The organism is Epilithonimonas tenax DSM 16811, from assembly GCF_000428485.1.
GTDB classification, from domain to species: domain Bacteria; phylum Bacteroidota; class Bacteroidia; order Flavobacteriales; family Weeksellaceae; genus Epilithonimonas; species Epilithonimonas tenax.
The window spans coordinates 1-18,732 of sequence record NZ_AUAA01000050.1 but is presented as its reverse complement, the minus strand read 5'-3'; the positions used below and the strand labels follow the sequence as shown (position 1 = coordinate 18,732).

General features: G+C 38.7%; 14 protein-coding genes and 1 rRNA gene. 12 read left to right on the top strand and 3 right to left on the bottom strand.

The features are described 5' to 3' along the window. The 5 genes from rrf to F564_RS0115575 all read left to right on the top strand — a co-directional run. Window positions 1-80: ribosomal RNA gene (rrf, locus tag F564_RS20020) — 5S ribosomal RNA — on the top strand; the annotation flags it as partial. 236 nt (window positions 81-316) lie between these two features. Next, window positions 317-1,813 carry a TlpA family protein disulfide reductase gene (locus F564_RS0115590; RefSeq protein WP_028123442.1) on the top strand — a complete coding sequence of 499 codons (1,497 nt, stop codon included), beginning with the start codon at window positions 317-319 and terminating at the stop codon, window positions 1,811-1,813. A 3-nt stretch (window positions 1,814-1,816) separates the two neighbouring features. Further along, entirely contained in the window at window positions 1,817-3,223 is a 1,407-nt protein-coding gene (gene rlmD / locus F564_RS0115585) for a 23S rRNA (uracil(1939)-C(5))-methyltransferase RlmD (RefSeq protein WP_028123441.1), read from the top strand. Between the two features lie 57 nt (window positions 3,224-3,280). Continuing rightward, window positions 3,281-3,754 (top strand): DUF6452 family protein, encoded by a 474-nt coding sequence (locus F564_RS0115580; protein ID WP_028123440.1) that lies wholly within the window; start codon window positions 3,281-3,283, stop codon window positions 3,752-3,754. Beyond that, a complete protein-coding gene (locus tag F564_RS0115575) occupies window positions 3,720-4,391 on the top strand; it encodes a DUF6048 family protein (protein ID WP_028123439.1) in 672 nt (223 codons plus the stop codon). The genes F564_RS0115580 and F564_RS0115575 overlap by 35 nt, the downstream gene beginning before the upstream one ends. On the opposite strand, the gene F564_RS0115570 is transcribed toward F564_RS0115575, so the two are convergent. Both F564_RS0115570 and sppA read right to left on the bottom strand, forming a co-directional pair. Further along, complete coding sequence (locus F564_RS0115570; protein ID WP_028123438.1) at window positions 4,363-4,587, bottom strand: hypothetical protein; 225 nt, start codon at window positions 4,585-4,587, stop codon at window positions 4,363-4,365. The two genes, F564_RS0115575 and F564_RS0115570, sit on opposite strands and share 29 nt — an antisense overlap. An 80-nt stretch (window positions 4,588-4,667) precedes the next feature. Next, on the bottom strand, window positions 4,668-6,413 hold the full coding sequence (gene sppA / locus F564_RS0115565; protein ID WP_028123437.1) for a signal peptide peptidase SppA: 1,746 nt from the start codon (window positions 6,411-6,413) through the stop codon (window positions 4,668-4,670). Between sppA and folK the strand changes: the two genes are divergently transcribed. The 6 genes from folK to F564_RS0115535 all read left to right on the top strand — a co-directional run bounded on the left by folK (window position 6,325) and on the right by F564_RS0115535 (window position 13,833). Beyond that, on the top strand, window positions 6,325-6,849 hold the full coding sequence (gene folK, locus F564_RS0115560) for a 2-amino-4-hydroxy-6-hydroxymethyldihydropteridine diphosphokinase (protein ID WP_228373917.1): 525 nt from the start codon (window positions 6,325-6,327) through the stop codon (window positions 6,847-6,849). The genes sppA and folK overlap by 89 nt on opposite strands. A 21-nt stretch (window positions 6,850-6,870) precedes the next feature. After that, the gene (locus tag F564_RS0115555) at window positions 6,871-8,298 is read left to right on the top strand and encodes an OmpA family protein (protein WP_028123435.1); all 1,428 of its coding nucleotides are present in this window, start codon (window positions 6,871-6,873) and stop codon (window positions 8,296-8,298) included. A 25-nt stretch (window positions 8,299-8,323) separates the two neighbouring features. Next, complete coding sequence (locus F564_RS0115550) at window positions 8,324-9,766, top strand: OmpA family protein (RefSeq protein ID WP_028123434.1); 1,443 nt, start codon at window positions 8,324-8,326, stop codon at window positions 9,764-9,766. A gap of 80 nt (window positions 9,767-9,846) precedes the next feature. Then, the gene (locus tag F564_RS0115545; protein ID WP_028123433.1) at window positions 9,847-11,748 is read left to right on the top strand and encodes a RecQ family ATP-dependent DNA helicase; all 1,902 of its coding nucleotides are present in this window, start codon (window positions 9,847-9,849) and stop codon (window positions 11,746-11,748) included. 150 nt (window positions 11,749-11,898) lie between these two features. Continuing rightward, window positions 11,899-12,852, top strand: coding sequence for a methionyl-tRNA formyltransferase (gene fmt, locus F564_RS0115540; RefSeq protein ID WP_028123432.1), 954 nt, complete (start codon window positions 11,899-11,901; stop codon window positions 12,850-12,852). A 144-nt stretch (window positions 12,853-12,996) separates the two neighbouring features. Beyond that, window positions 12,997-13,833 (top strand): endonuclease/exonuclease/phosphatase family protein, encoded by an 837-nt coding sequence (locus tag F564_RS0115535; RefSeq protein WP_028123431.1) that lies wholly within the window; start codon window positions 12,997-12,999, stop codon window positions 13,831-13,833. A gap of 135 nt (window positions 13,834-13,968) precedes the next feature. Here the strand turns inward: F564_RS0115535 and bglX are convergent, their stop codons facing one another. Then, window positions 13,969-16,191, bottom strand: a complete 2,223-nt coding sequence (bglX, locus tag F564_RS0115530) for a beta-glucosidase BglX (RefSeq protein WP_185094337.1) — start codon at window positions 16,189-16,191, stop codon at window positions 13,969-13,971. A 383-nt stretch (window positions 16,192-16,574) separates the two neighbouring features. Between bglX and F564_RS0115520 the strand changes: the two genes are divergently transcribed. After that, a complete protein-coding gene (locus F564_RS0115520; protein ID WP_028123429.1) occupies window positions 16,575-18,434 on the top strand; it encodes a M1 family metallopeptidase in 1,860 nt (619 codons plus the stop codon). The last annotated feature ends 298 nt before the right edge of the window (window positions 18,435-18,732 follow it).

Below are 18,732 nucleotides of genomic sequence, written 5' to 3'. Positions count from 1 at the left end.
TGTTCCCATTCCGAACACAGAAGTTAAGCCCTCTAGCGCCGATGGTACTGCGAAAGCGGGAGAGTAGGTCGCCGCCAGTTTTTTTAAACGCTCATCATTCATTTGATGAGCGTTTTTTTTTGGCTCAATACTAAAATTATCTCAATAATCGAAATGATTGTAAGGTTGGAAACTAGCACGCAACGTCAAAACTAACGGACTTGCCTAAAGATTAGTATGCAGTAGGTATATTTATCTGTTAATCTTTTAATAAAAATGTATTTTTCATTTTTTTTAAATCTTAATTAAGTTATTTTTGCATAAATTAATTTTTAAAATGAAAAAATACTTATTTCTTCTTTTACTTTCTTTGTTAGTAGTTTCTTGCTCCAAGGTTAAGGTGGAAGGAAATGTAAAAGGAGGTTCTCCTTTGGAAAGAATAGAATTTATAGAAGCATCAGGTGTAGCCACGCTACCTCTTATCAACATTGGTGTGGATGGTAAAGGTAATTTCAAAGGCGAATTCAATGCACCTAAGAACGGAATGTATGCAATGACGTACGCTGGTAAGATGAATTTTATTTATCTTAAAAAAGGCCAAACTTTAAAAATTAGCGGTGATGCTGCAACGTTCCCTGAAGTTTATAAGATCGAAGGTGATGCTAAAAAGAATAATGATTTTATCACAACAACGCAAAAATATTTAGAATCGTACAGTGCAAAACTGAACATGCAGATGTTGCAGAAGAAAGAACCAGAGTTCTTAGCTGATATCAAGAAAATCTATTCTGATCTAGAAAAGAATCTTGATGAAAATGCAGATAAGTTAGGCGCAGATAGTGAAGTTGTAAAACTTAAAAAAGATGAGTTAACGACCAATATTTTGACTTTCTTGGTTCAGTATCAATCTGCTCACGGACAAGTGTCTGGTGATCCTTCTTTCAAAGTGTCAAAAAATTTCACAGATTACGAAATGTCTTTGACAGTGAATAATGACAGAATGGTGGAGAATCTTCCTGTGTATAGAAATTACCTTTTAAATAAAGTAGGGCAAGATTTCCAGAATTTTGCTGTGAAACAGAAAGACAAGGATAATGTAAGTATGTCCACGATTTTTGCTAGGTTTCTTGTAACAAACAAAGAGATGTCTCAAAAAACAAAGGACTATCTACTGGCTTTCGTTATTGCAAAGTTTGACCTAAATCCTTATACAAGCGATGTGGAAAAGGTTAAGAAAATCAGTGATGAGTATATCAAAGATTCTGAAGTGAAGAAAGACCTTAATTCTGCGATTAATGCCGTATTTGGATTGAAGAAAGGAGAAGAAGCGCCAAAGGTAAGTCTGCTAAAGTTGGATGGCAAATCAGATCATCTGGAAATGAATGGCAAACCAACTTTGGTAATGAGCTATGCTTCTTGGAATCCATACATCGGACAATCTACAGTTCCTGTTCTTAAGGAAGTTGTTAATTTTTATAAATCTAAAGTTAACTTTGCATTTGTTAATCTTGATGACACCAAAGAGCAATTTACAAAGACAGCTAGTGCTATGTTGAAAGGTGTTCCTGGAACCAACTATTATGCGGAAGGAGGACTGTCATCAGAGTATGCTAAAAAATTCTTTATCTATGGTTTTAAAATCCCAGGGTTTTTCTTGGTTGATAAAGACGGAAAAGTGGCTAGTCAGACTTTTTATAATTTGGGCGATGCCAAGTTCGTAACAGAAATGAATAAAATTTCTGGTCTGCAGGCGCCAACTGTCAATCCTCAAGCGCAATTACAAAATGAATTGTTACAACAGAATCAAAATGTAGATTCTGCAAATACAAAATAGTAGATGAAACAGAGAAGAAATAAAATTCTTGAAAATATCAAACTCCTTTCCGCAGGTGCGAAAGGAGTTTCTGTTGGTAAGACAGAGGATGGGAAAACGGTGCTTGTGACTGGTGCCGTTCCTGGTGATCTGGTCCACGTAAGAGTCAAAAAATCTAAAAGTAACTATTTCGAAGGCGAAGCTGTTGAGATATTAGAATATTCTGAACACAGAGTAGAACCCAAGTGCATCCATTTCGGAGTTTGTGGAGGCTGCAAATGGCAGAATATTGATTATGCAAAACAACTCGACTTCAAACATGATGAAGTCGTGAACAACATCAAGAGAATCGGAGGTTTTCCAGAATTTGAAGCTGTTCCTATTCTTGGAGCGCCTGAGCAGTATTTTTACCGAAACAAAATGGAATTCTCTTTCTCTAATGCACGTTGGCTGACCAAATATGAAATCAGTTCTGAAGAGAATTTTGGTAACAAAGATGCTTTGGGATTTCATATTCCGGGGATGTGGAGCAAAATTCTGGATTTGAAGGAATGTTTCCTGCAGGAAGAGCCTTCCAATCAAATCAGGCTGGCTGTGAAAAATTATGCAGTAGACAATGGATTGGAGTTTTACGATGTGAAAGAACAAAAAGGTTTCTTAAGAACTTTGATGCTTCGGCAGAATTCTAAAGGCGAATGGATGGTGCTCTTCCAATTGTACAAAGACAATAAAGCCGAAAGAATCAAATTATTTGATTTCCTTTTAAGCCAATTCCCACAGATTGTCACCTTAGTTTATGCTATCAATCCCAAAGGGAATGACAGTATTTATGATCTTGATATTCAGAATTATTTTGGTGAAGGTTTTATCTACGAAGAAATGGATGGGCTTAAATTTAAAATAGGGCCGAAATCCTTCTTCCAGACCAATTACAAGCAGGCCTTGGAATTATACAGAAAAACGCTGGAGTTTGCAGATCTTAAAGGGGATGAAGTCGTCTATGATCTTTACACCGGAACAGGCACGATTGCACAATATGTGGCCAGAAATGCAAAACAAGTGATCGGCATAGAGTCTGTGCAGGAAGCCATCAATGCTGCAACCGAGCATGCAGAACTCAACGGACTTACCAACACAACTTTCTACTGTGGTGATATGAAAAACGTCTTCAATGATGAGTTTCTTGCCAATCATCCAAAAGCTGATGTGCTGATTACAGATCCACCAAGAGATGGGATGCATCAGAAAGTGGTAGAGCAGATCCTGAAATTGGCGCCGGAAAGAATTGTTTATGTCAGTTGTAACTCCGCAACGCAGGCAAGAGATATTGCTTTGATGAAGGATGATTATGAATTGGTCAAAATCCTTCCTGTAGATATGTTCCCGCAAACACACCACGTGGAGAATATTGCTTTGCTAATCAAAAAATAGCGCTATAATTTTAGTTCATCAATCTAATACCTAAAGTCTAATTTCTAACATCTATTAATGAAGAACTTATTATGGATTTTCGGATTTCTGTTGTTTCTCACAAGCTGTGGGAGTGATGACGACATCTGTCTGGGCGAAGAATCTACACCAAGACTCAAATTGTTGTTCAGAAATGCTAATAACCAGTTAACGGCTTTGGACACACTTTATGTAGACGTAGATTATGGAAAAACAGAACTTACCAGTATCATAACGGGATCTGCCAATGTAGATTCCGTTTTTGTGCCTTTGAGGATAGATGAAAGCCCATACACCGATTTTTATGTACGACGGAGAAAAGCTGGGCCTACAAGCAAGGTCAGAATCAGTTATGATAAAAAAGCCATTTACGTTTCACCAGCTTGTGGTTTTAAAATCAATTATGAAAACCTAAAAGCAGAACTATTCCAGACCAATCCTGTACAAAGTGTTCAACCCAATAACACGTCATTGACTGATGAAACCAATATCAATTTTTATCTTCGTTTTTAGCCTCCTGTCATCGGTTTCTGCATTCTCACAGAGCAAGTTAGAGACCAAAAAACAAGACTCCGCCAAGTGGAAGTATACGCCCAACTTTATTGTTGGCGCAGACGTTCTGAATCTTGGAACCGGATTTTTTGGTGACAGACAGTTGATCCAGGGATTCATTTCCAGTAGGATCAATAAGAAAGTGCACGCCGTTATAGACATCGGTTATGATAAGAATATCTATCAGAAAAATGGTTACGACGTGACAGCAGATGGGATGTTCGCCAAAATTGGTGGTTTTTATATGCTGTCTATGGATCCGGAAAATGACCTCAATGGTTTCTATGCCGGCGCCAAATTAGCAGGTAGTTTTTATACTCAGGAATACAAATCCATACCCGTGAAAGGCATCAATAACGAGGGCGTTTTCATCGCATTCGATCCTTCCACACAGAGCAGTTATTGGATAGAAGCCGTTTTGGGCGCCAGAGTTCAGGTATTTGCCAGCAATTTCTTTATTGATGTCAATGTTCAACCTCGGTATTTAGCCTACACAACAAAGCAGGAAGAGATCACACCAATGATTATTCCTGGTTTTGGAAAAAGTTCAGGAAGCTTCAATATGGGTGTCAGCTGGAGTATCGCTTACCAATTTTAAAATATGAAAGTCTGCATTGTTGCGGATTTTTTTTATGATCAGTAGGCTTGCCGCTGTTGGACTTGGTATAAAGCAATCTGTTCATTTTTATGGCAGCTTTTCCGTCCTCCGTTCCCGCTATCCCGAAAAGCCATTTCTTTCCCAAGCTATTTTCAGGATGAGCTCCACTCAGGCCGGGCTGCAGTTTGTAGGTCATCAGAATGTTTGCACAAAAAAAAGCCCAAAACCGATCCATCAGTTTTGCGCTTTTTTATCATAGTGTTTAGGAAAGTTATTTTAGTTCAGTTGGATGCCAAAGGGCATTTCCATCATCACTGCTGCTTTCGCATTAGGATCTGTTAGCTGTTGCAAGATCTTGAAGTTTTCTTTTCCGATCTTATTTTTGATCACCCTTGTAGAGAAGTCTTCATCGGTCTCAGAAGAAAAGATCTGCTCAAATTTCGACATTTTTGCAGGATAAGTCGATACGCCGTAATCCTTAATGTTCGCAGATTTTGCAGCATATTTAATAGCGTCCTGCAAAGTTCCCAGCTCATCCACCAATCCAATTTGTTTTGCTCGCACGCCAGACCATATTCTTCCACCGCCAACAGCATCAATTTCTTCAAAAGACTGTTTTCTGTTGACTGTTACGAAGTGGACAAAACGCTGATAAGTAGATTCCACACTTCTTGTCATGACCGTTAATGTTCCAGGACTCAATCCGTTGATGGCGGAGATCATATTAGAATTCGCGTTTGTGGTCACGGCATCACTTCTAATGCCATTTTTTGCGGCCAGATCTTTGAAGTAAGGGATCACACCGAAAACTCCGATTGATCCTGTCAAAGTATTAGGCTCGGAGAAGATCTTGTCTGCGCCCATTGCAATATAATAACCGCCAGACGCCGCATAATCTCCGAAAGACACGACTACCGGCTTCTTGCGTTTCAGCTGCTGCATCTCAAAAAGGATTTCGTCCGATGCGTTGGCACTCCCACCGGGAGAATTGATTCGGAAAACCACCGCCTTGATATCATCATCTTTTTGTAGTTTTTTGATCTCCTTTACAAAGTTTTCCGAGTAGATCGCATCGTAACCTTTGCCATTGTTGATTGATCCGGAAGCGTACAGAATTGCAATTTTGTCTTTACCGCCTTCATAATCTCCAGATTCAGCATATTGAGCAAAAGATATTTTGTTCAGTTTCTTATCAGCATCGACATTCAGTTTTTTCTTGATGATCTCATCGTACTCCGATTTTTGAATCAGTTGGTCCGCCAATTTATATTTCAAACTCAAATTTGGAAGATAGCCGTACAGACTGTCTGTAATGGTTTTGAATTCGTCTGCAGGGATTTTTCTGGAAGCCGTGATCTTGTTGGATGTATTGGTCCAGATATCATTCAGCAGCGTAGAAAGCTGCTCTTTGTTTTCAGGAGATATCTCGTCCTTCAAGAAAGGCTCCACTGCCGCTTTGAATTTCCCGTGGCGAATCACCTGGATACCAATGCCGTATTTTTCAGAGAAGCTTTTGAAGAAGGTGACTTCAGCAGAAAGTCCTTTTAATTCTATACCACCAGCAGGATTCAAATAATACTTGTCTGCTACAGAACCCAAATAATAAGCCGCCTGTGAAACCGAATTTCCATAAGCGTAGACAAATTTACCGCTTTTTTTGAAGTCCATCAGTGCATTTCTGATATCATCTAATTGGGTAAGACCTGCATTGATATTGTCCGATTCTATACTGATACCTTTTATTCTGTCGTCGTTTTTAGCTTTTTCGATGGCTTGTAAGACATCATATAACAAGACAGCTTTTTCTTCATTATTAATAGTGAAGAAATCTTCTTGATCTTCGGAAGGGCTATCGATGATTTTGGTTTTCAGGTCTAATGTCAGAACCGAATTAGTCTTCACATCAGAAGTTTCGGAAATAGACGATAAAACGATGAATGCTATAAAAAAAGCAAAAAAACCTGCAATAACAATGAAGATTGCAGTTAAATTTGCGAGAACTAGTTTGAAAAAACTTTTCATTTTAAATTATTTGATTGATATGTCGTACAACATTGTGGTTTTGTTACTGGGGAGCAATATTAATGATCCGGAAAATAACATCCAAATTGCTTTAGAAAAAATAGAAAACAAGGTAGGTTTAATATTAATAAATTCTGAATTTATTATATCTGCACCCGTAGATTTTGTAAGTTATAATAATTTTTGTAATATTGCAGTTAAAATTAAAACACAACTTTCGCCTGTAAGACTATTACAACAATTGAAAAACATCGAAAAAGATATGGGCCGATTAAAGGATTCCGCTCATTTCGGCGTTTATCAGGATAGAATTATAGATATTGATATAATATTATTTAATAATATAAAGTTTATCTCAGAGAGATTAGTCATTCCTCATCACAAAAATCTATTTGAAAGAGATTTTGCCAGAGAAATTATTAATGAAGTAAAATAAATTTTTAGAACACAAATGATTATGAAAAAACAACTATTCCTATTATTCTTGCTGCCTTTTTTAGGCTTTGCTCAGACTAATGATAGTATGAGTGGTCAAGAGTCCACAACACAGCCTTTTAATAATAAGAGCCGACTTTTCAAAGATTGGTCTGTATCTGTTGGCGGTGGTGGCGCTTTTATGACGCATGCTGATCTCACTTCTTTCTATGATGGAAAGGTAAACTTGGGTTGGCATGGCTATGTAAGCTTAGATAAGCAAATTTCCCACACATTTGGACTTTCTCTATTGTATACAAGAGGAGAAACAAAGCAGAAGGCTTATCTTAATGCTGCTGGAGGTATTGGCCATGGGTATACAAAATTTGATCAGATCTCATTGTTAGGAGATGTTAATTTTTCTAATATTATGCGAAGAGTCGATAACAAATCTACCTTCCGATGGGCTTTGCATGGTTATGCAGGGATTGGTTTCCTAGGGTATAAAACCTTTTTACAGGATGATAAAACCCTTAGTAAATGGCCTCTCTATATAGATCAGAAAATCGGCATTAGTACTTTCAGTTATATTGGAGGCGTTGGTTTGAAATACAACGTGTCCAGGTTAATCGATTTAGAACTTAGAACATTATACATCATCAGTGGTGACGAAGAATTTGATGGCGGCGGATGGACAAGAGAAGCTGCGCCAGGATATAACTTGATCAATGATACATATTCCGACAACGCATGGTTGGTAAATTTGGGTGTATCGTTCAAATTAGGCAAACATCAAGATCATTTGCGTTGGGTAGATCCTTTGCAGAATGCTTACGCAAAAACTGCCGTATTAGAAGAAAAATTTGCTGATTTTAAAGTTTGCGAAAAAGGAGATTTGGATAATGACAGTGTATGTGATGATTGGGACAGACAGCTAGATACTCCCGCAGGAGCTAGAGTAGACGGTGCTGGAGTTGCTTTGGATTTAGATATGGATGGGGTTATTGATCTTAATGACAAATGTGTTACAGTTCCAGGACCGATACAGAATAATGGTTGTCCAACAGTTGCTGCCACGCCAGCATTGCCAACAAAACAGATTGCGATTGACGAAGTGAATAAATACTTCAAGGGAATAGAATTTGAATTGAACAAAGCCGTGATTAGACCAAAGTCCTTCCAAGAGCTAAACAACGCTGCTGACATCATTAAAACGTTAGGTGCTGGAGAAAGCTTTATCGTAGTGGGTGCAACAGACAGTAGAGGCTCTAAGGAATTTAACAAAAAATTATCGCAGGCGAGAGCCAATGCTGTACTTGCTTACCTAATCGGTAAGGGCGTTTCTTCATCTGTTTTAACAGCAGAAGGTAGAGGTAAAGAAGACCTTAAATATACAGAATGCGATCCGGCAACAAAATGCCCGGAGTGGAAAAATGAAGCGAATAGAAGAGTATATTTTGTAGCAAAATAATTAATTAGAAAAAAAACATTCAAATATGAAACAAAATTTATTATCATTAGTTGCAGTAGCTTTTTTGCTGCCTATGAGCCTTGCAGGACAGGAAACAACAAGTGTAGATTCTAATTCTGGGTCTCTTAATGTTTCCCCTTTTACACAATCATCCAAAAGATTCAATGACTGGTCTATATCAGTTGGTGCTGGTGTACCATTGATCCAGTCTGCGGATGTTACATCAATCAAAAACGGAAACGGAAAAAATCTGTTTGGATATTCTGCTTACATCAGTGTAGATAAAGCAATAACTCACGCTTTTGGCCTTAATTTACAGTACGACAGAGGTGAAACAAGACAGGGCCAAGTTAATACAAAAGATCATACACCTATCGTAGGTTATCTGCCTGCAGGGAGAACGCAATACGATGCGATATCTATTTTAGGAGATCTTAATTTCTCAAACCTTCTTAGAAGAGTAGATAACAAATCTCCTTTCAGATGGGCATTGCACGGCTATGCGGGTATAGGAACTCTTGCTTATAAATCTTACAGACAAGATCCGGGACCTGTCTATAATCAGGTTTTAAATTATGAAAAGAAACCATTTAAACTGGGTTCACTTTTCGGACAGGCTGGAGCAGGGCTTAAATTCAAAGTCAACAACAGAATTGACCTAGAAGGTAGAGTAATGTACGTCGTGACAGGTGATGATGAATTTGACGGAGGAGGAGTTGGACAAAATGGATATAATCTTATAGAAGATCAGATATCTGATAACTTCTTTAATACAACCTTGGGACTTACATTCAAACTTGGTAAGCACGAATCTCATTTGATGTGGCACGATCCATTGCAGGAAATCTATTACAAACTAGATGTTCTTAACGATAAAACGCAAGATCTTGAAGTTTGTAAAAAAGGAGATGTGGATAACGATGGTGTTTGTGACGATTGGGACAGACAGCTTGATACACCATCCGGTGCAAGAGTTGACGGTGCAGGTGTAGCGTTAGATGTTGATTTGGACGGTGTTATCGATCTTTATGACAAATGTGTAACTGTGCCAGGACCAGTAGAAAACAATGGTTGTCCGTCAACAGTCAATAATCCAGGCACTGGATTTGTGACAGAAGATACGATGCTTCTTAAAGGCATAGAATTCGATCTTGATTCTGATAGAATATTGCCTTCAAATACACCTATTCTGAATAACGCAATTAATTATATCAACTCATCTAACAGTACTTTTAAAGTCATTGGAGGAACTGATACAAGAGGAACGCAAGAATATAACCAAGCACTTTCTGACAAAAGAGCAAATAATGTGAAAAGTTATTTGATAGAGAATGGCGCAGACAAAGCTAAGCTTGAGGCATTAGGAAGAGGAGAAACCAATTTACTTTATCCAGAATGTGAGCCTGCTAACAAATGTCCGGAATGGAAAAACAGAGCAAACAGAAGAGTGTATTTTGAAGCTAAATAAAATATATTTTTTTTAGAAAAAACCGTCCCGTTTTGTTACGAGACGGTTTTTTTATTTTAAGTAATTGATTAAATTTACAAATGCTTTCTTCAAAAGAATCTCAAAACATACTTATCCATAAAACGCTCAAAGAATTTTGGGGGTTTGAGGGATTTCGTTCCTCTCAGGAAACAATTATCCTTTCCGTGATCAATGGTAAAGATACTTTGGCACTTCTACCTACTGGCGGAGGTAAATCTCTCTGCTATCAATTGCCAGCCATTATTCTTGAAGGCACTTGTCTTGTGATCTCGCCATTGTTGGCGCTGATGAGAGACCAGTTGCAATCATTGCAAAGTCTGGGAATCGAAGCAGAATTATTAAGTTCCGATCTGGATGAGTTCGAAGAAGAAAGCGTTTACAACCGTTGCAAAGAAGGTTTGACCAAAGTTCTTTTCGTCTCGCCGGAGCGATTACAAAACCAATTGTTTTTAAGGAATATTCAGGAAATTCACATCTCGTTTATTGCAGTTGACGAGGCACATTGTATCTCGGAATGGGGACAGGATTTCCGTCCCAGTTATCAGAATATCAAAAAATTCCGACAGGATTTCAAAAATGTACCCTGCTTGGCATTGACGGCAACTGCTACCAATCAGGTTGTTGATGAGATTTCTATAAAATTAGGACTTCATCAGCCACAAATTTTTAAACGAAGTTTCCGAAGAGAAAACCTCAATATCATCATCGGAAATACCGCCGATAAGTACAATAGGATTTTAGAATTCCTTAGAGAAAATCCATCTTCTGGAATCATCTACACCAGAACCAGAAAGGAAGCGGAAGAGCTCACTTATTATCTCAAGAATAACAAATTTCTGAATGCTGATTTCTTCCACGCTGGGATGACTGCAAAAGACAGAGAGAATCTGCAGAGAAAATGGATCAGCAGTCAGTTTCACGTTTTGGTTTCTACCAATGCCTTCGGTATGGGAATAGACAAAGATAATGTAAGGTTCGTTATTCACTTTTCCCCTTCCTCTACGCTGGAGAACTATTACCAAGAGATAGGAAGAGCCGGACGGAATGGGCAGGAAGCCATCGTTCTTTTGCTTTGGAATGAGCAGGAATTGACGAATATCGATCATGTTTTCAAAAACCAAATCCCCAACAAGACGGAATATCAAAAGATACTGATGTATCTGTATTCTATTTTTCAAATAGGAGATTCGGATTTGCCGGAGCGGACTTTCCAGTTGGATATTAACAGGATCAAGAATCTGACCCAATTATCAGCTGCGAAAATTAAAAATATTCTGACGTTTTTGAACAATCAGGAACTCGTTTATTACAAAAATTCCTTCTCATCTTCCACGCTTCAGAGTTTTATTAATTCTGAGGATTTGGAACAGTTGCCACCTTCCGATGCTTATTTTATGGAATTGTTGTTCAGGAATCTTCCAGGACTGGCCATTCAAAAAGTACATTTTAGCGATTTGGCTTTTTGTAAAAAAAATGGATTTAATATCATGAATTTTAAAGAAAGGCTCAAACAGCTGCAGAAAGCCGGGCATTTAGAATATCTCGACGGCAGTCAACATTCTATCAAATTTTTGAAACCTCGGAACGACAGACATCTCTCCGGAGAGTACTGGACGCTTTTCAATCATATTCAGAAAAATAAACTCAAAAAATGGGAAGAAAATAAATTCTTTATCAAAGACACAGATTTCTGCAAGATGAAGCTCATACTCAGTTATTTCGGGGAACGAGATGCTGATAATTGTGGGAAATGTTCCGTTTGCAGGAAGAAAACCAATACCAAAAGAACTTTGTCAGCAGAGATTTTCGAACAGCTTGCCAAACGGCCGATGACTTTGGACGAGGTAGCTGCGAATCTCAGTTTTCATTCCAAAGAATCCATTGCCGACACGCTGATTTTCCTTTTGGACATCGGCAAAGTCAAAATGTTGAATTACAAAACTTATATGCTTAATCAATAGAATTATTAGAGCAGCTTAATCCGTCTTCCACTCCCGCTTTTTTATTTTTTTGCCAAAAAATAAAAAGAGCTCCGTTCAAGCCGGGCTGCGAGTGATTCGCTGTTCATATTCTAATATCTAAACTCTAATTTCTAATATCTTTTAAAATAAATGCAGACGAAATCCCTAAATGTCGTTTTTTTCGGAACTCCCGATTTTGCCAAAGCTTCTCTGGAAGCCATCTTCAAATCTCATCACAAAGTAGTCGGCGTTGTCACAGCGGCTGACAAAGCCAGTGGACGTGGTATGAAACTCACGCCTTCGCCTGTCAAAGTTTTTGCGCAAGAAAACGGGCTGAATCTCTTTCAACCGGAAAAATTGAGAAATCCGGAATTTTTGGAAACCATTCAAAATCTCAATGCTGATGTTTTTGTTGTGGTGGCTTTCAGAATGATGCCACAGATTTTGTTTTCAATTCCAAGCTTGGGAACTTTCAACCTGCACGCATCGCTGTTGCCGGATTATCGTGGCGCGGCGCCCATTAATTATGCAGTGATCAACGGCGAAACAAAAACGGGTGTGACGACTTTTTTTATCAATGAAAAAATAGACGAAGGTAGTATTCTTCTTCAAGCAGAAACTGATGTTTTACCAGAAGACAATGCAGGAACTTTGCACGATAAATTGATGCACATCGGTTCAGAATTAATCATCAGGACATTGGATGGCTTGGCAGATCATTCTATCCAGGAAAAACCTCAGCCTGAGAAAGAAAATCCAAAAACAGCATACAAAATATTCAAAGAAAATCTGAAAATCGATTGGAGTCAAACTGCGGAAACCGTGCATAATTTCGTACGAGGAATGTCGCCTTATCCAACAGCCTTTACAATTCTGAAAGTTGGAGACGAAGAAAAATCTCTGAAAATATTTGGAGGGCAATTCGAAACAGAATCGCATTCCCGTGAAGCCGCAGATTTTGATATCTCAAAAAGCGACTTCAAGTTTTACACAAAAGACGGCATATATTATCCGGAAGATGTTCAGATCCAGGGCAAGAAAAGATTGCCCGTCAAAGATTTCCTGAACGGAATTCAGAATTTTGAGGAATATAAAAAGTCTTAGACGAATAGAAAACAGATTTTCATCTCGTTTCCCTTTGATGAGTTGTACGTCTTTGCGAATTTTTTAATATTTTCAATCATTATAAAAAAAACTTTGCGCATGTTGCGTTCAAAATATTTCTAATATCAATTAATCAATTTCAAAATGAAAAAACTTTTTCTCGGTTTGTTTTTCGCGTCCCATCTTTTCGTTGCACAGGATTTGAAAGTGATGACTTATAATATCCGACTGTCATTAGAAAGTGATAAAGAAAATTCCTGGGACAACAGAAAGGGAGATGCTTTGGCACTGCTGAGTTATTACCACCCAGATTTTTTCGGAGTTCAGGAGGCGGTTCCTCAACAAATGGTTGACCTCAAAACCAGTCTTAAAGATTACAACTACGTAGGCGTGGGAAGAGACGATGGCAAAAACCAAGGCGAATATTCAGCGATTTTCTATGACAAAAATAAACTGGAAGTGGTGAAGTCCGGAACATTCTGGCTCAGCGAAACGCCGGAAAAACCTTCCAAAGGTTGGGATGCTGCTTACAACAGAGTTTGCACTTATGCGCTTTTCAAAATCAAAAAGAGTGGTAAAAAGTTTATGGCGATGAATGTCCATTTTGACCACATCGGTGATTTGGCGAGAGTGAATTCTTCCAAATTAATTTTGGAAAAGATCAAAGAACTCAATCCACAAAATCTACCTTTGACCTTGACTGGCGATTTCAATTTGACGGATGACACAGAACCGATCCGGATCGTTTCTAAGTCTTTGGATAATGTCTATTATAACTCTAAAAAACCGCATTACGGACCAATTGGAACCTTCACGGCTTTTGATGTGAACACCGTTCCGAAAGACAGAATTGATTATATTTTTGTAAAAGGCTTTGAAGCAGAGTCCAACAGAACAATCAATGACAGGCGGGAAAATCTGCTTTATCCATCAGACCATTTTCCGATTTTGGCGGAGATTAGTTTTAAGAAATCATTATAAATGAAAAATCCTCTTGTTGAAAGAGGATTTTTTGTTTTAACGGAAAAACTTTTCGACTCCGCTCAGACTGACATTGTTAAAAAAATGGTTTTTATTATTAGAGTTGTCACACTGAGCGGAGTCGAAGCGTTTATGCTACTTTTCCCAAACAATCTTCTTCGTCATCACATCGCTGGAATTAGTCCCAACCATTATTTCAAATTCGCCAGCTTCCCAATCATAATTCAGAGCGTCATCGTAGAATTTCAAATCTTCCGTTGTTAGTTTAAAAGTGACATTTTTGTTTTCTCCTTTCTTTAGGAATATTTTCTGGAAACCTTTCAGTTCTTTGATCGGACGAACCACTTTTCCGAAAAGATCTCGGATATACAATTGCACCACCTCTTCACCATCAAATTTCCCTGTATTCGCGATATTCACATTGATGGTCAAAGTTTGATTGCCTTTCAGATTGTCAGAACTTAGATTAAAGTTAGAATATTTGAAATCGGTGTAACTCAGTCCAAAGCCAAATGGGAATTTTGGATCGTTGTCCAAATCGATGTAAGCGGAAACGTAATTTCTGTCCGTGGATTTTCCTGCAGGTCTTCCGGTGTTGTAATGGTTGTAATAGATTGGGATTTGCCCCTCTGTTCTTGGGAAAGTCATTGGCAGTTTGCCACCAGGATTGACATTTCCGAAGATGACATCGGCGATAGAATTTCCAGCTTCCGTTCCCAGCCACCAACTGTAAACGATGGTTGAGATATGGTCTGCAGCCCAATCAAAAACCAAAGGTCTACCTGCGTTGATCATCAGTACAATGGGCTTTCCTGTTTTAGCAATTTCTTTTAGTAACTCTTCCTGAACACCGGAGAAATGTAAGTTGCTTCTGCTTTTCGCTTCGCCACTCATTGCGTGTCCTTCGCCCAAAGTCATGATCACGACGTCCGCTTTTTTCGCCGTTTCGATGGCTTCTGCAAACATCGATTTGTTGTCGTCGTTTTCATTACAGCCTTTGGCGTAAAGTAAGGTTGAGTTTTTGTCAAGTTGATTTTTGATGCCGTCAAATTGAGTGACGATTCTCTGCGCATCGTCTTTGAAAGGGACAGACCAAAATCCGTGCATCGCGACTGCTTCTTTTCCGAATGGACCAATTAAGGCAACCGTTTTGGTGGATTTTGAAAGGGGAAGAAGTGTCTTTTCGTTCTTCAAAAGGACGACGCTTTTTGCCCCAAATTCTCTTCCGAATTTTCTGTGTTCATGATTATTGGTTTGTTGTTTTTGTCTTTCAGGATTTGAAAATTTATAAGGGTCGTCAAACAATCCCAATTCGAATTTCTTGATTAAGATTCTTCTCACGGCATCATCCACAAATTTAATATCGACTTTTCCTTCTTTGACCAATTTAGGAAGTTGCTCCATATAGATATTGCTTTCCATATCCATATCGGAACCTGCGAGGATGGCTTTTTCTCCGGCTTCGGCGTTGTCTTTTGCATAACCGTGTTTGATCATTTCGCCGATGCTTCCCCAATCGGAAACCACGAAACCTTTGAAGTTCCATTGGTCTTTCAGTACATCTCTCAGAATATATTTGTTCGCCGTTGCGGGAATTCCGTTGATGTCATTGAAGGAATTCATAAAAGTAGCAACGCCCGCTTCAGAAGCTGCTTTGAAGGGTGGAAGGTAATTCTCGTGAAGTTGACGAAGACTCATATCAACCGAGTTATAATCCCGTCCGCCAACTGCCGCACCGTAAGCGGCGAAGTGTTTCGCGGTGGCCATTATCGCATCGATGTTGCCTAAACCTTTGCCTTGGAAGCCTTTGATTCTTGCCAATCCGATTTTGGTGCCGAGGTAAGTATCTTCGCCGGAACCTTCCATCACGCGGCCCCATCTTGGGTCTCTGGCGATGTCCACCATTGGTGCAAATGTCCAGTGGATACCGAATGCTGAAGCTTCGATCGCCGCGATTCTTTCCGACTTTTCTATCATTTCTAAGTCCCAGCTTGCGGCCTGACCAAGGTTAATTGGAAACGTTGTTCTGAATCCGTGAATCACATCCTGTCCGAATAGCAATGGGATTTTCATTCTCGATTCTAAGGCTAATTTTTGGAAGGCTTTGGTTTCTTCTGCGCCAGTGACGTTGAGCATTGAGCCAACTTTTCCGTTTTTGATTTCTTCCAAGACTTTTTTGGAGTTGGAGTTTTGTGGTCCTGTGGCGTAGTCGAAGCCGCTGTATTGCACGAGTTGTCCGGCTTTTTCTTCCAAGGTCATTTTGGAAAGGAGTTCGGTGACTTTTTGGTCGATAGTTTTCTGGGCAGAAATACTAATTCCGAAGATTAATAACAGGAATGAAAGGCTATGTTTTATCATAAATTTTCTTTTGTCTCTTTTTGAGATATTAATAATTGTAAATATAATTATTATAAACCAGTCCGTCAAAAATTTTCGAATTTTTGAATCCCCTCAAGCGAAGGGAGATTTAGAGATGTGTTTTTTTGTGTTTGGAGAAGTTGGCAAATTGGGTTTTTATAACGACTGTTGATGTGGTGTAGAATCTGCAGCCCGACTTGAGCGGAAATCCTTTTTTGCGTAATCTTAAGTTCTATTTAAAAGGAAATCGTCTGCAAAAAAGATTGGGAGTGGAAGGCGGAAAAGCTGCCCAAATTGTTATTCAAGTTGTTTGATATCGGACGAATGATGGTTAGCGAAGGAATTGGTTTTAATTCTTTATTTTTGAGTTTTAAATTTTGGAAATGAAAAAACTATTATTGGGATTGATGCTGCTGGGAACGGCGATTTCTGCGCAGGAACTGTATATGCCGAGGAATATCAAGAATGCGTATGCGAAAGGAACGCGCGATGTTTCCGGAAAGCCCGGGAAAAATTATTGGCAGAACAAAGGCGTTTATGATGTGAATGTGAAAGTGGATGCGAAGACGAAAATAGTTTCTGGGTCTGAGACCATCCAATATTCCAATAACAGTCCGGATGAGTTGAAAGTGTTGGCGATTCGGTTTGTGAATAATATGAATAAACCGCAGGCGCCGAGAGCTGGATATGCTTCGAAAGAATCTTTGACGGATGGTTTGAAAATCAAATTATTCTCCATCAATGGTGAAAAGTACAATATCAACAGCGACGATTGGGGAACTGTGGAAGCGGTGAAACTGACGAAAGCAATAGCCTCAAAATCCAAAACTGAGATCAAAATCGATTGGGAATATCCATTGGCAAAGGAAAGTGGGAGAGAAGGGCAGATTGACCCGGAGACTTTTTATGTGGCATATTCTTTCCCACGGGTTTCGGTTTATGATGATTACAATGGTTGGGATATGTTGGCGCACAACGGCAGACAGGAATTTTATAATGATTTCAATGATTATTCTTTTGCGATTGCTGCGCCAAAGAATTTTGTGGTTTGGTCCACAGGCGATTTTCTGAATCCTGAGGAAGTGCTGAATCCTGAATATCTGAAGCGTTTCAAAGAATCTTTGAAATCTGATAAAATCATTCACGTTGCCAATGACGCTGAAATGAAATCCGGGAAAGTAACAAAGCAGAATGAATGGAATGTTTGGAAATTCAAAGCGAACAATATTGTTGATTTTTGTTTCGCCTTGAGCAATCATTATGTTTGGGATGCTTCGAGTGTTCAATTAAAAACAAAAAGAGCAAGTGTGCAATCCGCTTATAAAGTTGGGGCGAAAGATTTTGAACAATATACCGAATGGATGCGCTACAACCTGAAATGGTTTACGGATAACTGGCCGGGCGTAGAGTATCCTTTCCCTGCGATGACGGCTGTGCAAGGCTACGCTGATATGGAATATCCGATGATGATAAATGACACGAGCATTCCGGATGATTTGCAAGATGCGAGATTGACGGCGGACCACGAGATTGCGCATACTTATTTTCCTTTCTATATGGGAATCAATGAAACCAGATATGCTTTTATGGACGAAGGTTGGGCAACGACCCTGGAATATCTGATAGGCATTGCTGAAAACGGACAAGAATCTGCAGATCAATTTATGAAGAACTTCCGTGTGAAACGTTGGATTAATGATGCTTCTGCGGAGCAAGACCAGCCTATTATCACGATGAGTTCTCAGCTTTCGGGTGCTGGATATGGGAATAATGCTTATGTGAAATCGGCGTTGTCTTATTTGGCTTTGAAGGATTATTTGGGTGATGATTTGTTTAAGAAAGCTTTGCATCATTATATGGACAACTGGAACGGGAAACATCCGATTCCTTGGGATTATTTCAATTCTATGAATGCAGGTTCGGGTAAGAATTTGAATTGGTTTTTCAACAATTGGTTTTACACGAACAATTACATTGATTTAAAGATTTCGTCTGTAATTGAACAAGATAAGCAATTGGTTGTGACGGTTGAGAATGTTGGTGGATTTGCAGTTCCATTTGATGCGGTCGTGACTTACGATGATAATTCGATGGAGAAAGTTCATTTTACGCCTTCGGTTTGGGAGAAAAATCAGAAACAAACTAACTTGAATTTCGCAGTTAAAAAGAAAGTAAAATCTGTGAATTTGGATGGTGGGATTTTTATGGATTATACGGTTGGGGATAATTTGAAGAGTTTTTAATAGAAAAAATCTTTCGAGTAGGAAGTTTCTTTAATAAATAATAGATTTGCAGCCATTAATTCGTTAATCATAAATAATAAAATTTTCAAATGAAAAGACAGACTATCGCATTATTTTGCGTAGCCGCACTTAGTATCATTTCTTGTGCTAAGGAAGGAGATAAAAAAGATGACTGGATATGCAAATAAAAATTCCAGTATAAGTTAAGCTACATTTTGATAAATTTTGTTTTGATTATTAAACTCTTCAATAGTTTTGTATTTCAGTGTACTGTGACGTCTTTTTTTATTGTACCAAA